The organism is Arthrobacter zhaoguopingii, assembly GCF_009828595.1.
GTDB lineage: Bacteria > Actinomycetota > Actinomycetes > Actinomycetales > Micrococcaceae > Arthrobacter_D > Arthrobacter_D zhaoguopingii.
Genome location: NZ_WPNY01000022.1, coordinates 1 through 15401, shown reverse-complemented (window position 1 = coordinate 15401; position 15401 = coordinate 1). Strand labels below are relative to the sequence as shown.

Below are 15401 nucleotides of genomic sequence, written 5' to 3'. Positions count from 1 at the left end.
TGATCAGGAGCCACAACCGGGTTTTCGTTACCGGCGCGGCGCCGGCGAGGTGTGCCCCTCATCGCGGAGCAGAACTCGCAGCTCCAGCATGGCGAGGAAACGAGCGTTGCCATCGGTAAGGTCGATTCCGCTCAAGTCGACTGCTCTCTTGAGCCGATATCGGAATGTGTTTGGATGCACCGACATTGAAGCCGCTGCGGTCGCGACATCCCCAAACGCGTCAAGCCAGGAGTGGAGGGTACGCAGGAGAACTCCGTCCTGGCCGCCCTCGTGCCTGATCAGTCGAGCGAGAGGGCCACTCGGTCGGTCCCCCCGTGCGGTGAGAAGGTCGCGTAATTCAAGGATGAGCGCGTCCATCTGAACGTCTGCAATCCGGGCGACATTCGTTCCGGTTCGCCCGTGGCTCGCTACCCGGAGGGCACGATCAGCGGACATCCTTGCGTGGCTGATGTGGGAGATCTCGACCACCGCGCCGATCCCGATTGCAGCATTGAAGCGGCCGCCGAGCCGTTCGAGGAAATTGGCCGCGATGCGTTCGGCCCGCCGCTCGCTTTCATTGGCCGTCCCGGGGGCGGGGATGAGTCCGTAACAGACCCGGCCGAGTAGCGCTGAAGATGCGCTTGGAAGTGCGGCGCTGAGGTGCATGGCGAACGCATTGCTGAGCCGTTGGCTCTCGCCGGTCAGCGCGGCCGAGATCTGGGGGGTGGCCGTTCCGTCATCGTCCTTGAGGGAAAGCGCCAGCACCAATACCGGCTCGTCCGCCAACCCGAGACGGTGGAGGGCTTCTCGTGCATTTGACCCGCCCTCGAGTGCGGTGCTGACCAAGTCGACCTTTATCTTTCGCTCCACATCAGCACCAGCGCGCAAACGGAGCAAGTGGAGGGCGACCACCTTAGCGGCGTCCTGAAGGCTCTCAAGGTGCTCGGCGTTCATCTGCTGTGGCGTCGCCGCCCAGATCGAGCCCAGAATTTCATCGCCCGCACGGACGGCGACAGCGGTTCGCGGTATCGATGGGCTCCCATCTTCCGTGGGGACAGAATCGACTCGCACCGGCGAAGTGCTGTTGTAGAGGTCGCGAAATACTCCACGCTCGGTAAGGACCTTCATGTACCGCTCAGGAACCTGCCGCCCAAGGACTGTCTCGATTCTGCCCTGGTCCGTTTCATGCTGACCCCCCGAGAACGCCACCACCTGAGAATTCCGATCCTCAATCGTGATCGGTGCGTTGACAAGCGCCGCGATGGCGTTCGCCAGCGCGAACAGGTCTCCCGCTGGAATCCCTCCGACCGACTCATGGTTCGACGCGCCGACGTCGCCCTCCGCGAGTATCGATCTGAGCATTGCCGCCAGCTGATCCCAGGAAGCGCCACGGGTAAGCGTCAGGAGCGGAACTCCAGATCGCACCACTGCCTCCCTGACCGCCGCATCAGCGGGAAGAGGAGCACGCAGGATCAGGCCGGCCGCGTCTGCGGATCGCAGTTCACCGAGCAGCTTGATGATTTCCTGAGAGTCAGCGACTCCGACACCGAGCACGAGCGCGCGGGGAGGAAGGTACGTCTCATCGAAGGCGTCGTGGATGATGACGCCACCGACTGCGCGCGCCGCGTCAATCTCACCGTATGCGGGCATGAGTAGCGTCCCACCCAAGTCATCGAGCACCCTACCCAGGCTTGCATGAAGTCGCATTGTCATTCGGGAAGTCTAGGCCGACACCCACTCTGTTGCCACGGTGACCGCGTTGAGTTCGTCAGCAATCGGCTCCACCCCGAGCCCGTGGCCGGTGGGTACCCGCAGATACCCGTCATCAAGGATGAATGGGGCCGTGATGTCCGTCGAGTAGAAGCGGTTGGATCCCGATATGTCACCGGGCAGAACGAAACCCGGAAGCGCCGCGAGCGCTATATTGGCTGCTCGTCCAAGACCGGTTTCGAGCATCCCTCCACACCAGACGGGCACGCCGTTTGCAACGCACAGGTCGTGAATCTTCCGGGCTTCAAGGTACCCGCCAACCCGTCCCGGCTTGATGTTGATGATCGAGCAGGCCCCAAGACGCAGCGCGGCGGCAGCCGTCTGCGCTGAGGTGATCGACTCGTCGAGGCATACGGGGGTGGAGATCAGCCGGGCGAGATCGGCGTGGCCCACGATGTCGAGCTCGTCGAAAGGCTGTTCGATCAGCAGCAGATCGAACGGATCCAGTTTGGCCAGATGGCGCGCATCCGCAAGCGTGTATGCGGTATTGGCGTCGACCTGGAGCAACACGTCGCCGAACCGCTCACGCACCGCCTGCACGGGCATGATGTCCCACCCCGGCTCAATCTTGAGCTTGATGCGCTGGTAGCCCTGGCCGAGGTAGTCGTCCACGGCGTCGAGCAGGGCCGGGATGGAGTCCATGATGCCCACGGATACACCACACGGAACCCGGTCGCGGGTTGCGCCCAACTCCCGGGCGAAGGGCCGGCCGGCGGCTCGCAGTTCGGCATCGAGCACCCCCATCTCCAGCGCCGCCTTGGCCATCCGGTGGCCCTGAACCGGAGCGAGCGCCTCGGCGACGCCAGGGCCGTCGACCTCCGGTTGGTTCAGGATCATCGGGATGAGGAATCGTCTCAGCGCGTCGGCGGCACCGTCGACGTACTCGGAGGAGTACAACGGTTGGGCCATCGCGACACACTCGCCCCAACCCTCGCTTTCGTCGGTGACTACGCGAAGGAGCAGCGCTTCGCGCGAGGTTGCAGTGCCGAACGACGTTCGGAACGGCGCTACCAGGGGCATGGCGATATGCCGTAGTTCCACGCCAGTGATTTTCACGATGGAGTCCTTTCGGGGGATGTCATGTCTGGGTCGGGGTGACGGAGGATGTACCAACCGGCGCGATCAAAGTCGCTGACCCGGTGCCCGGCGGCCATGAGTCCGCCGAGCGCGTCACGCACGGCACTGCGCCACTGAGTCGCGAGCGGCGGGTCGGTGGCCCGCAGGGTCTGGATGTCGGGAGGCACCGCGACAAGCGATACCGGGCCGTGGCCCTCACCCGGGACCGGGTGGCCCGACGACGACACGCCGAGCACCTCTACTGCACCGTGGCGGCGCTCCAGTCCAGCATCACCGCGTACTGCTCTTCCGGAGATCGCCGCGATCACCTGCGGGGCATCCAGCACCCAGCGCACGAGCAGGCGGTCAGAGGCATCAGCACCGTTGATGCCGTCCCGCATGTCGCCGTAAAAGTCCGGCAGGTACTCCACCGGCTCTGCCGCGAGCTTGACCATGTTGAAGTAGGCGTTCCGGCTGACCAGCGGATCGAACGTCCAGGCGATCTCCGAGAACCGGCGAGAGATTGCCCACGCACGCTGGTGAAGCTTAAGGGCAAACCCGACGCTGCGACCACGCGAAGCGCCGGAAACGCCCGCGATATGGCTATGCAGCACGGAGCGCTCAGCAGCCGAGAACGCTACGGACGCACCGAGGAGCACACCACCGTCATATGCCCCGCCGATATAGTTCCCGGCCTTCGCGAACGCTCTGAGCAGCTCAACGGTCACGGGCGGATTACTCGCGCGCCCCCACACCTCGCTGAACAGCGACACGACGGCGTTCAGGTCACCCCGGTCGGTAAGCTCGCGCACTGTCACCCCCGCGTCGGTCGCAGATCTGACAGCAGCACGGGCTGCAGCCGCGACGGCGTTCTCGGTCTCAATCACGGGGCGACCCCCGTCGCCAACGCCGTGCCTGAGGGATGGGATGCCCGGAGGACATCTGCCATGAGCGCCGCGAGCAACGTGGTGCGGTCACAGATCTCACCGACCACGACGTGCTCGTGATCGGCATGCGCTCCACCCCCGACCGCGCCGAGTCCGTCGAGGGTCGGCACGCCCAGCCCGGCCGTGAAGTTGCCGTCCGACGCGCCACCGACCGCCGCGGGGCGCGGCGCCGGGAGACCCAGGTCATCGGCGATCGCTACGGCCCGGTGAAACAGTCCGGCGGACGCCGTCTCTTCCAAGGGCGGACGATTAGGACCGCCGGACACCTCGATACGGGCTCCTTCGACGACGGGCCCGAGCGCCCGGATGTCAGCATCGACCCGCTGCTGCTCGGCTGCGGTCCACATGCGCACATCGACGGCTATCGACCCCAGTGCGGGAACAGTGTTCGTCGTGGTGCCGGCCGCGAGCATCGTCGGGGTCACCGAGGTTCCGAGCCGGTCATCACCGAGAGCTGCAATGGCGATGACCTGGTGGGCGAGCTCCACGGCGGCATTGATGCCTGCCTCCGGCTCCAGGCCCGCGTGGGCTGCGAGCCCGATTGCGTGCAGCTGGTAGATCGAGACACCCTTGCGCGCGGTCTTGAGTGCTCCGCCGTCGGCGGACCCCTCGAGCACGAACACGGCGTCACATCCACGAGCCTCGTCCTCGATCAGAGCGCGGGAGCTGGGCGACCCGAGTTCCTCATCGCCGGTGATCAGCACGGTGACGCCGTCGGTCTCCGCAAGAGCCGCCACCGCGTGGAAAGCCATCGCGACGCCGGTCTTCATATCAAAGCAGCCTGGCCCCCGAACGATCTCATCCAGTACCGAAAACGGGTGCGCTTTGAGTGATCCGAGCGGCCAGACCGTGTCGTGGTGACCGAGCACCAGCACCCGGCCGGGCCCGTTACCGAACCGCCAGCGGAGGTGCTGGTGCGCCCCGCCCCCGAGGCGTTCGGCGCGGCTGCCGAGCCGCAGCTCGCCGATGCGGGCGACCATATCGGCGCTGCGGAGGCCGGCATCCCTGTCGAGGGAAGGCGACTCGCATCGCACCAGCTCCTCGATGTCGGCGAGGATCAGCGGGAGTGCCTCGGCGGTCAGCCGGCGGAACCCGGTCTCCACCGTCAGCCCACTCTCGGCGTGGCACGGGCACCGAAGTGCACATAAGGCTCCCCGGTGGGAAGTGAGTAGAAGGTCACCGGCGTCCAGGTCTCGCTCTCAGGAGCACGCATGACGAACAGGTCTGCCGCAACAGGGACGAGGGCGAACTCCTCGGTCGGGTCGGGCGTGAGGGCAGCAAGGGGCCCGAGGACTGTGGTCCTCAGCCGGGGACCATCATCCCCGGCAAACACCTCCACCCGCACCGACTCACGCGCATAGGTGCCGACGTACGGTGTGATGTCGATATCGACCTCCCCTTGAGGAGGGGCGAGTGCGAGGGGCACGGCAACATCGGCGACATCAGCGAACACCTCACGCAGGAGGTCGTCCGCGAGGTCCCGCGCGGGACCGCCGTTGGTGTGCAGCACGACGGCGAGCCCTTGCTCCGGCAGCAACCGAAGGAACGCCCCTTGCCCGATCGTTGCGCCGTCGTGGCCGACCACGCGGTGACCGTCCCAGAGATAGCGGATCCAACCCAACCCCCAGGAGTCCCCGAGGGTGTGGTGGTCGGGCAGGTCGGTTTCCCACGCCGCCATCGCGGCGACACTCTCCGCACTGAGCACCTGGGTGCCATCGGCAGCTGCTCCAGCCGAGAGGTGCATCCGCGCGAACGACAGCGCGTCTGCCACATCCGTGGTGATGAGTCCGGCAGGGCCCAACGATCGCGGCAGCATCCATTCCGGCGCGAGTGCCGGTGCTGTGTCCGGCTGGGTGGTGTGGCCGACGGCGGCGGAGTTCAGCAATGCTTCTTCCGGAAGGGTCCCGGTTCGATCGAGGCCCAGAGGCTCGAAAAGCCGCTCACGCATCGCGGCGTCCCAGGTCAAGCCGGTGATCTTTTCGATGACGCGACCGATGAGCGAGAATCCGGAATTGCAGTAGGACCAGGTCGCACCGATCGGGTGGTTCTGACCGAGGTCGGCAAGGAGCGCGACATATTGCTTGAGCGCGTCATCACCGCGGCCGGTGTCGGTGAAGAGGTCCCCGTCGATACCGCTCGTATGCGTCAGCAGGTGACGCAGGCTCACCTGTGCATTGGCAGCCGCGTCGCTGAGCTTCAGTTCGGGGAGCACATCGACGATCGGGGCATCGAGGCCGATGAGCCCCTCGTCGACCAGCTGCATCGCCACGGTCGTCGTCCAGACTTTCGAGATCGAACCGATCTGGAACACTGCCTCGGGCGTCGCAGGCGCTCCCGTTTCGACGTTGAGAACCCCCGTCGCCACGGCGATCCGGTCGTCGGGGCGGGCCGGGTCGGTCCGGAGGATGCCGAACTGGGCCCCGATGACCCCGTGTCGGGCGGCGAGGTCGTCAAGGCGTTGCTGCCAATGGGCGGCGTCGAGCGGTGGCCGCGCGGTCCTCGTCGTGTCGCCGGCGTAGCGCTCGACCCACTCCGTGAGGCGGCGGCTGTAGTCCAGCCGGTGTGACGGCCGCCCTTCGAAGATGAATGCGTGCCCGCCGCCTGGATACAGCACCATCTGGGTCGCAACGCCGCGCGCGCGCAGGGCAGCGAACCACTGTTCGGCCTGCGTGACCGGGCACACCTCGTCGTCGGTGCCGTGGAGCAGCAGGGTCGGGGTCTGCACGTCCTGGACGCGGCTGAGCGGGGACATGCGCTCGTACCCGGTACGGTGGTCCCAGAACGGCCCGCCCATTTCGGTCTCACTGGAAAGGTGCGCGTCCTCACAGGTGCCGTGCATGCTCACCATGTCGCTCACGACACCCCCCGCTACCGCCGCGGAGAAGCGGTGATCCCGACCGGTCAACCAGCAGGTCATGTACCCGCCGTAGCTATAGCCGGTGACCGCCAGTCGGGCGGGGTCGGCAAAATTCTCGGCCACCAGCGCATCGATCGGTTCGAGGAGATCAGCTGAATCCGCCTCGCCCCAGTTCGCCTGCACACCGGTGAAAAACTCCGTACCGTACCCGTCACTGCCGCGTGGGTTGACGAGCAGCACCGCCCACCCTCGGGAAACGAGTTCCTGCTGGTAGAGATGCATTTCGTCAGCCGCGGCGTTCCATGCATTGTGTGGACCGCCGTGGATGTCGAGAAGCAGCGGCCGCGGTCCGCTCTGCTCAGGGTCGTGGACGAGCCACGCCGCCACCGTGGTTCCATCGGAGATGGTGAATGAACGCTCTTCGCGCGCAAAGAGACGCACGCCAGCGAGCGTGTCGCCATGGTGGGTGCGGATCGACTCCTCGCCCGTATCGAGATCGACGGTGACGATTTCACCGAAGGATTCCGGCGTCGAGAGCACCATTACTGCCCGCCGTCCCGCTACCGACAAGGCGCTGACAACACGCCCGTCCCCGCCGAGCACCAGGCGCGGAATGCCGCCATGGGTGCCTACCGCGTACAGATGGGTGGCGCCGCGGTTCCGGGCGCAGAACAGAGCCGTCTCACCGCCGTCCGTGAGCTGCACGTGCGCGCCGGGGTAGCCGACGCCGCCGGACATCACATTACGGTCGAGTGGCCCTGACAGGTCGACCGGTGCGCCATCGTCTAGCGGAACCTTCAGCAGGGACGCGTTGCCGAGGGGTTTCCCGTGGTGGCCGACGACCAACAACGCGTCACCGTCGGCGGTCCACCGGAGCGCTCCCGCCGTTCCGGCGTCGAGCCCAGCGACGCGGGCTTTGGCCCGCACATCGGTCGCGTCGATCACATACGCTGCGGTGCGCAGGGTCACATCGCTCCTAGCGCCTGGGTTTGCCGGGAACGCGAGCTTCGCGCCGTCCGGTGACCACGAAGGATCGCCCGCGTCCCAGTCACCATTCGTCAGCTGTCGGGTGACACCCGTCGCCACATCGACGATGTGCACGTGGCGGCGCCTGGTGCGCAGCAGCCCGATCCCGTCCAGCTTGTAGTCAAGGCGGTTGATCACCACCGGGCCGGCGTCGCGTGCTGCGCGCACTGCGGCATCCTCGCCGGGGCCGGCGAAGGCGTCCGCCCAAGCAGTGAACGCGATCTTCGTGCCGTCGGGACTCCACACCGGCGTGCCGGCGCCCAGCGGCAAACGGGTGAGCTGCTCCGGCTCACCACCGGACGCGGGGAGTGTCCACACCTGTGCCGTACCTTCGACGGTGCGCAGGAAAGCGATCCGGCGGCCGTCCGGCGCCCAGGCGGGTGCGGTGTCGGAGGTTCCCCTGGTGAGTTGGTGGGCATCGCCCGAAGCGGCGCCTACCGTCCACAGGCGACGGAGGTTCTGATCGCGATCGGTATCACAGGTGCGCAGAACATAGACAATCTGCTCGCCGTCGGGTGAGAGCACCGCCTGTTCAGGCACTGAAAGTTCCGTCAGGTCGGTTATGCGCATTCTGCGGGTCACAATGTTTTCCTCACGCTGGTCGAAGCGGCGGCAGCAACGGACGTTCCGTCGGTGGATGTAGGTGTGCGAGGCTCTGCGAAGTGGCACGCAGCCTCATTGGCGTGATCTTCAGATGGATCCTCGGTGCGGCAGATGCCGCGCTCTGGATTCGTCAATGGGCCCACTGGGCAGCGGGAATGGTATCGACAACCGTTGTGCAGAGGGTCCGGATCGGTGGGTTCGCTCACTACGGCCGGATCGGCCACGAAGTCCTGGACATCCTGCCGCTGGGTTTGCCGGGAAGAATCTGGCACGGCCGCGAGGAGCTCCCGGGTGTACGGATGCTGCGCGGCACCGAGTATCTGCGCGGCCGGGCCCTGCTCCACGATGCGACCGAGGTACATCACCGCGATAGAGTCGGACATGTATCGGACGAGTGGCAGATTGTGCGAGATGAACAGCACCGAGATGCCGAGTTCGCGCTGCAGGTCCCGAAGTACGTTGATGACGGTGCCCTGAATGGACACATCCAGGGCGGAGGTGATTTCGTCCGCGATCACCACCTCGGGCCGGCTGGCCAGTGCTCGCGCAAGCGCGACCCGCTGCCGCTGTCCACCGGACATCCGGGCGGGCGATGATTTGGCGTGCGCCGGATCCAGATGGACGAGTTCGAGCAGCCGCGCCACTTCAGCGCGGCGCGTCGATGCCGTCGAGCCACGCGGAAAGGCCTCGGCGATGCTCTCACCCACCGACATGCGCGGGTTGAGGGCCGACGACGGATCCTGAAAGATCATCTGGACGCGTCTGCTTTCCGGACCGCGGCGAGCCAGGGGTCGGCCGTTGAGCTCAATCCGTCCCCCGCTCAGCGGCACCAGACCCACAGCAGCCCGGGCAAGCGTCGACTTGCCGGAGCCGGATTCGCCGACCAATCCGACGATTCCGCTGTCCGGCACGGTGAGACTCGCGTGGTCGACCGCCGTCAGTCCGTGACGGACACCGCCGAAGCGGATCGAAACGTCAGAGAAGCACAATTCACTCATGATTCCTCCAGTTCATCCGCGTGCCAGCACGCAACCCGGCGACCGGCCGCATCCGCGACCAGCGGTGGATCCTCATCGCGGCAGTGATCGTCGGCACGTGGGCAGCGGGCCGAGTAGGGGCAGCCGACCGGAACATGGGCAGGATCGACGGGCAGGCCGGGAATCGCGTTCAACGGCATTCCGAGGTCCGTGCGCATGGTGGGCACCGCGGCGATCAGCGCCCGGGTGTACGGGTGGCGGGCCCTCGTCGTCAATTCGGCGGCCGGGAGGTCCTCCACGATCTGCCCCGCATACATGACGACCACCCGGCCGCAGAGTTCGGCGACCACCGAGACGTCGTGGCTGATCAACAGGATCGCCACGTCATCAGCGCGGCGGATGGACGCCAGGAGCCGCAGCACCTGCTGCTGCACTGTCGGATCCAGGGCCGTCGTGGGTTCATCGGCGATGATCAGGGCGGGGCTGCCCATCAGGCCCATACCGATCATCGCACGCTGTCGCATCCCGCCCGAGAACTGATGCGGATACTGCTGTGCCCGAAGTGCGGGCGTCGGCACCCGCACCGCACGAAGGCGGTCGATCGCGCGCAGAAGTGCGTGGCGGCGGTTCATTCCCTGATGCTGCTCGGCGACCTCGGCGAGTTGCCGACCCATGCGCTGGGTCGGGTTGAAGGAGGTCATCGGATCCTGGAACACCACTGCCAGTGAGGTGCCGAGCAGATCGCGGTGCTCCCGTTCACTGCCGCTCAGGAGATCAACGCCGAGGAATTCGAGACGTTCGGCGTCAACCTGCCCTGGCTCTTCAATGAGCCGGGCGATGGCGAGAGCGGTCAGGGACTTGCCCGATCCCGACTCCCCGACGATACCAACAGCCTCGCCACGCTGGACGGTCAGGTTGATTCCTCGTACGGGGCGGACCGGTCCGTCGGCACCGGGAAACGTCACGGACAGATCGACCACGTCGAGCACCCGATCCGACGTGGTGGAACGCGATTCCTCGGGAGGGAGCGGGTGGCTCGCCGCCCGAAGCTCGCGTCGTCGATGAGTGCGTGACCCGCTCCTGATCGTGGGTGCCCCGATGATCTGCGCGATGGACTCGCCCAGCATGTTGAAGGCGAGCCCGGCGAGCACGACCGCGATCCCTGGGGCGAACGCCGCCGCCGGGTTCCGGTAGATACTGTTGAGCCCGGTGTTAAGCAGCTGACCCCAGTCATAAGCGGGCGGCTGCACTCCAAGGCCCAAGAAGGACAGACTGGCGAAGGCCAGGAGTGCGCCGCCGGCGCCGATGGTGGCATTGACGACCAAGGGTTCACCGATATTGGGCAACACATGACGCAGGAGTATCCGCACGCGTCCGACGCCCGCGATGCGCGCCGCGGACACGTAGTCCCGTTCGATCACGGAAGCGGTCAGCGTCAACATGAGTCGGGCGAAAGACGGTGCGCCGGCGGCACCGATCGCCAGAACGGCACCTGTGGATCCGACGCCGAAGATGACGGCGAAGAACAAGGCGAGCAGGAGACCGGGGAACGCGATTGCGATGTTGATGGCCGAGGTGATGAGCCGCCCGAGCCGTGGGCCAACGAGTAGGGGGACAGAGCCGAGGATCACTCCCGCCATCACCGCGAGGCCGGTGGCCAGCAGCGCGAGTTGGATGGAGCTGGCAGAAGCGACGAGCACCCGGAGGAAGAGATCCCGCCCGAGGTTGTCCGTCCCCACGAGGTGCTCGGCGCTGGGCCCCTGCAGGATGCTGTCGGTATCGACGGCGTTTGCATCATCACCCCACAGGGGTGGCGCGATGATCGACAGTGCGAGGAACCCGATCAGGAGCAACCCGGCGGTCGCTCCCACGGGGGTACGCAGCACTGCAAGCCAGCGGGCCGATGCACTCGACCTGCTCACCGCACGCGTCGCCGGCACAGAGCCTGGTATCGAAGTGGTAGCCATCGGTCAGCTCTGCCCGATGGCGGAACGCGGGTCGAGCGCCGCAAGGATCAGATCGACCACCATGGTCAGGACGAGCACCGTCGCACCGTAGAACAACACGATGCCTTGCGCCACCGGATAGTCCTTGGTCAAAATCGACTGGACGATGGTGCTGCCCAGTCCCGGCCAGGCGAAGACGCTCTCGACCAGTATGGTCCCGGCGATCATCGACCCGAGAAGCAGTCCACCGATGGTCAGGGTTGCGGTCAGAGCGTTCGGCAGTGCGTGGCGGAGGTAGATGATCGGGGCCGGCAGGCGTTTGGCTCGAGCAGTCCGGATGAAGTCGGCCGTGAGGATCGCGACCATCTCGACGCGCAGGATTCTAGCGAGCAACGCGGCCGGACCGATCGCCAGGCAGAGAACGGGAAGAACATAGGACTCCGGTCCGCTGCGTCCGGCGACGGGCAGGATCTGCCACTGCACGCCGAACAGATAGACCAATCCGACCGCGAACAGGAACTCCGGGATGGTTCCGAGGACTGAACTGACCGACGTGAAACCGAGCTCGGCGCGGCGCGCCCGCCCGTTCCGGGTCAGGACGCCGAAACCGACTCCGAGGGGCACCGCGATTGCCACGGCGCCCACGAAGGCGAGCAGCGCGATGCTGAGCGTCGCGGGAAGTCGCTGCGCCAGCATCTCGGATACCGGGAGCCCCGAGATCATCGACGTGCCGAGATCACCGGCCAGCAGATGGCGAAGGTAGTTGAGGTACTGCACCGCCAGCGGGTCGTTCAGTCCGAGAGACTCACGCCGGGCTGCGACAAGATCAGCTGGCGCTGTCGGCCCGAGCGCCCCCCGCACGGGATCGCCGGGGATGACGTGGATCATCAGGAACGCTGCCGTCAGGAGCACCAGGAGTGAGACGAGCAGTCGCCCGGTGCGCCGGACGAGATACCTCACCCGGACCGAGTCGGTCCACATGCCTCCGGCGGTCATCGTCACTCCGCAAGCATCCGGATCGACGTCGGGGCAACCGCTCCGAGGGACTCGAACGTCGCACCGGATCCGAAGGTCTTCGACAACTGGTTGGCGAAGGGGATCACATCAGCATCGCGAACGAGTGCGGATTCCGCCGTGAGCCAGTCTTCGCAGCTATCCGATCCGAGCAGCGCGCTCGCTTTCTCCACCGCTGCCAGGTAATCCGGGTTGTCGATGTGCGCGAAGTTCGCGCCGCCGTCCAGCGCCGACGGACCAGACATAAAACCGACCAGTTGGTCGGGGCTGCTGACGTTCAGCGGCACCCAGGCCACGTCCCAGTCACCCGTGCTGAAAATGGTTTCGGCGAGGACAGATTCTTCCTTCGCCTCACTGGTGACCTCGACACCGAGTTCGGTCCAGGCCTGCACCACGAGTTGGGCCGCGGCGCTGCCGGCGTCGCCGGAATCCGCATCCCGAACAAGGGTCACCGCGAGCGGCACACCGTCTTTGGAACGGGTCCCTCCCGAGCCCATTTCCCATCCCGCGTCATCAAGCAGTGCGGCTGCCGCGTCAGGGTCGTGTTCCGGCAGGAATTCCGCGATCGAGTTACCCGGGCAGGCGACGGGTTCATTGTTGGCGAACACTGTTGGTGCTTCCCCCTTGTCCGAGGTGATTACACCCCTTAACTGGTCAAGGTCGAGAGCCTGTGACAGGGCGAGCCGCACCTTGGGGTCAGTCATCGCTCTCTCCGCGGACTGGTTGAACCACATCTCCCCTACGATCGACGAAGTGTCAGCAGAGAAAAGGTCTGCGGCTTCGAGTCGATCACTGTCCGGCCCGGTAATGGTCGCGGCATTCAGCTCGCCGGAAAGCAGCAGGTTCGTGGCCGTAGTTTCATTGCTGATCACACGGATCACGACCTCGTCGGGCATCCCCTCGGCCGCGGTCGTGGCGCCCCCGGGACCCCAGGTGTAGTCGTCCCTGACCTCGTAAGTGTATTTGTCTCCCTGCGCCGAGTCGGCGAGCACGAAGGGCCCTGTCCCATGCGTTTCGGCCGCAAGCACACTGCGATCCTCGATGGCATTCCCGCAGACCATGGGGAGCACCGCCAATCCATTCAGTACAAACGGCGCTGGACCCGCGAGCTCGATCGTGAGAGCGGTATCGCTGTCAGCGGATGCAGTAGCACCGGACGGAATTAATACGCCGAGCCACGGGCTTTCGTTCGCCGGGTCCGAAACCCAGGAAAGGTTTGCAGCGGCATCAACCGCCGTGAATGGCGTGCCGTCCGAACAGGTAATCCCCTCATTCAGGGTCAGGCTGACAGTGTTCCCTTCAACCGTCCACTCGCTCGCGAGCTGACTCCCGATAACTCCCTCGGCATCGATGCTGAGCAGTGGATCATAGGCGAACTGAGTGAACTGGAAAAGGTCAGCAGCGGCCGAGGCCTGCGGATCAAGATTACCCGGATCGGCCGATCTTGCCAGGGTGAATGTGGCTCCATCAACGATCTCACCCTCACGGGATTCGCTCGAGCAGCCCGCAAGAGCGAGAGCGGCGGCGGAAACGCCGACAGTGATACGGACCATTCTCATAGTGATCATCCTGTTCATTTGCTGGCAGTCCGGCGCACTGCGCGGCCGAGGTGCAGGTACTGCGCGCGGCCGGTGCCGTCATCGCCCAGGAAGGCGTGGGGCAGGTGCATGCCATGGTGGCCCTCGACCGGGATGAGGGTGTCTTCCTTCAGCCAGACCAACTCGGTGGTCTCGGCGTCCACCCCTGATTCCTCTCCGGCGTCCGTCGCCGTGGTGGTCATCCACACCCGGCCCTCTTCATCCTGGGTGACATCGAGGTCATACAGCCGGGTGCTGTACGTGCCGAGGAAACGCTCCGGGTCGATGGTCTTCGGCTCGGACGGGGGCACCGGCATGGGCGGGAATTCAACGTCGGCGAGCTCCGAGAGGATGTGCGCCATCATCTCGTGGTAGAGACCGAACGGTTCACCTCCGTTCGTCAGGAGGGCGACGGCGACACCCTGTTTCGGGGCGATCCGGAGGAAAGAACTCTGCCCGAGCGTGGTGCCGTCATGACCGATGATCTCACCATTGGGCGTATCGTAGATCTCCCAGCCCAGGCCCCATGCATCGCCGAGAAGGCCAAAGTAGGGCAGCTCCACCTGACGTTCCTGCATGGCGGAGACCGCTCCGGGTAAGAGCACAACGGTCCCGTCATCGGCGGCACCACCGTTCATTTGCATCCTGGCGAAAGTGATCAGGTCGCGTGCCCGCATCGTCAGCATCGAACCGGCAGGAGCGTTGGAGTAAGCCAGTGCCCAAAATGGCGCGGGAACGTACGCCGCGCCGGCCTCGGGCTGGACGTGGCCCACCGCGGCCCGGAACATGATCGCCTCATCGGCGTCGGTCGACGCGTGTGCCAGCCCCAGCGGCGTGATCAGGTGATCGCGCAGTGCGGTGCTGAACGGCTTGTCCCTGAGGACCTCCACCAGCCGGCCCAGGACGCAGTAGCCGGCGTTGTTGTAGGAGAACTGTTCGCCCGGCGGGAAGAGCTGCGGGACGTCGCCGAGGCCGGCGATGAGCAACTTGACCGCGTCATCATTGCGGCCGGTGTCGGTGAAGATATCGCCTTCGAACCCGGCGGTGTGGCTCAGTAACTGACGGGTGGTGATGACAGCGGCGGCTGCATCGTCTCCGAGCTGGAACTCCGGGAGGTACTCGCGGACGGGTCGGTCGATATCGACCAGGCCCTCGTCGGCAAGCTGCATGACCAGAGTCGCCGTCCACAGTTTGGTGATCGATCCGATCTGGAACACGCTGTCGGTGGTGGCCTCGACCCCGGTGGAGAGATTGAGGATGCCCGCGGAACGGTCGATCACCTCTCCGTCGGCGTAGACAGCCACCGAAACGGCGGGGACGTTGTACTGCTCCGCGAGGGTGGCCAGGCGTTCGTCGATCCAGTGGCTGATATCGGCAAGTGTTGTCATGCGGTTCAGTGTAGGTTTGCCAAGCGATGGAACTTTCGGTCCATCCAACGGATTTCCACCTATATTTCGTTTGTTCGTACAAGGCGCAAATGGCCGAATCGGAATCGCCCGATGGGGACCACGCAAGAGAATGAACCCCTCCTGGTTGAGCGCCTTTCGAAGTCCTTCCGGGGTGTCCGCCGGGTCGAGGATGTGAGCTTCAGCGTCGGCGCCGGCCGGATCACGGGCCTGCTCGGGCCCAACGGCGCCGGGAAGACCACC

The 15401-nt window shown here is 65.7% G+C and carries 11 protein-coding genes; 1 reads left to right on the top strand and 10 read right to left on the bottom strand.

Features of this window, described 5'->3' with window-relative positions; genetic code table 11:
- Window positions 1-27: 27 nt before the first annotated feature.
- Genes GVV86_RS17750 through GVV86_RS17705 form a run of 10 tightly spaced genes read right to left on the bottom strand, consistent with a single transcriptional unit; the run spans window position 28 to window position 15140 of the window.
- Window positions 28-1692, bottom strand: coding sequence for a PucR family transcriptional regulator (locus GVV86_RS17750; RefSeq protein WP_159803580.1), 1665 nt, complete (start codon window positions 1690-1692; stop codon window positions 28-30).
- 9 nt (window positions 1693-1701) lie between these two features.
- Entirely contained in the window at window positions 1702-2805 is a 1104-nt protein-coding gene (menC, locus tag GVV86_RS17745; RefSeq protein ID WP_159803579.1) for an o-succinylbenzoate synthase, read from the bottom strand.
- On the bottom strand, window positions 2802-3692 hold the full coding sequence (locus GVV86_RS17740) for a GNAT family N-acetyltransferase (RefSeq protein WP_159803578.1): 891 nt from the start codon (window positions 3690-3692) through the stop codon (window positions 2802-2804). Before GVV86_RS17740 ends, menC begins: the two co-directional genes overlap by 4 nt.
- A complete protein-coding gene (locus GVV86_RS17735; protein ID WP_246670044.1) occupies window positions 3689-4855 on the bottom strand; it encodes a M20 family metallopeptidase in 1167 nt (388 codons plus the stop codon). Before GVV86_RS17735 ends, GVV86_RS17740 begins: the two co-directional genes overlap by 4 nt.
- 2 nt (window positions 4856-4857) lie before the next feature.
- Window positions 4858-8175, bottom strand: coding sequence for a serine hydrolase (locus tag GVV86_RS17730; RefSeq protein ID WP_246670043.1), 3318 nt, complete (start codon window positions 8173-8175; stop codon window positions 4858-4860).
- 38 nt (window positions 8176-8213) lie between these two features.
- Window positions 8214-9236 carry an ABC transporter ATP-binding protein gene (locus GVV86_RS17725; RefSeq protein ID WP_159803576.1) on the bottom strand — a complete coding sequence of 341 codons (1023 nt, stop codon included), beginning with the start codon at window positions 9234-9236 and terminating at the stop codon, window positions 8214-8216.
- Window positions 9233-11137, bottom strand: a complete 1905-nt coding sequence (locus GVV86_RS17720; protein ID WP_201291519.1) for a dipeptide/oligopeptide/nickel ABC transporter permease/ATP-binding protein — start codon at window positions 11135-11137, stop codon at window positions 9233-9235. Before GVV86_RS17720 ends, GVV86_RS17725 begins: the two co-directional genes overlap by 4 nt.
- Before the next feature lie 48 nt (window positions 11138-11185).
- Window positions 11186-12157, bottom strand: a complete 972-nt coding sequence (locus GVV86_RS17715) for an ABC transporter permease (protein WP_159620500.1) — start codon at window positions 12155-12157, stop codon at window positions 11186-11188.
- A 2-nt stretch (window positions 12158-12159) separates the two neighbouring features.
- Window positions 12160-13728 carry an ABC transporter substrate-binding protein gene (locus tag GVV86_RS17710; RefSeq protein WP_159803575.1) on the bottom strand — a complete coding sequence of 523 codons (1569 nt, stop codon included), beginning with the start codon at window positions 13726-13728 and terminating at the stop codon, window positions 12160-12162.
- A 20-nt stretch (window positions 13729-13748) separates the two neighbouring features.
- Entirely contained in the window at window positions 13749-15140 is a 1392-nt protein-coding gene (locus tag GVV86_RS17705; protein WP_159803574.1) for a serine hydrolase domain-containing protein, read from the bottom strand.
- Between the two features lie 111 nt (window positions 15141-15251).
- Here GVV86_RS17705 and GVV86_RS18815 point away from each other — a divergent pair.
- Window positions 15252-15401: ATP-binding cassette domain-containing protein (locus GVV86_RS18815; protein WP_159803573.1), on the top strand; the 150-nt coding region annotated here is incomplete at its 3' end.

Bases quoted from the DNA above. Each gene is read 5' to 3' on its own strand.
- GVV86_RS17750 (WP_159803580.1), bottom strand. From the start codon at position 1,692: ATGACAATGCGACTTCATGCAAGCCTGGGTAGGGTGCTCGATGACTTG.
- GVV86_RS17725 (WP_159803576.1), bottom strand. From the start codon at position 9,236: ATGAGTGAATTGTGCTTCTCTGACGTTTCGATCCGCTTCGGCGGTGTC.
- GVV86_RS17715 (WP_159620500.1), bottom strand. From the start codon at position 12,157: ATGACCGCCGGAGGCATGTGGACCGACTCGGTCCGGGTGAGGTATCTC.
- GVV86_RS17710 (WP_159803575.1), bottom strand. From the start codon at position 13,728: ATGGTCCGTATCACTGTCGGCGTTTCCGCCGCCGCTCTCGCTCTTGCG.
- GVV86_RS17705 (WP_159803574.1), bottom strand. From the start codon at position 15,140: ATGACAACACTTGCCGATATCAGCCACTGGATCGACGAACGCCTGGCC.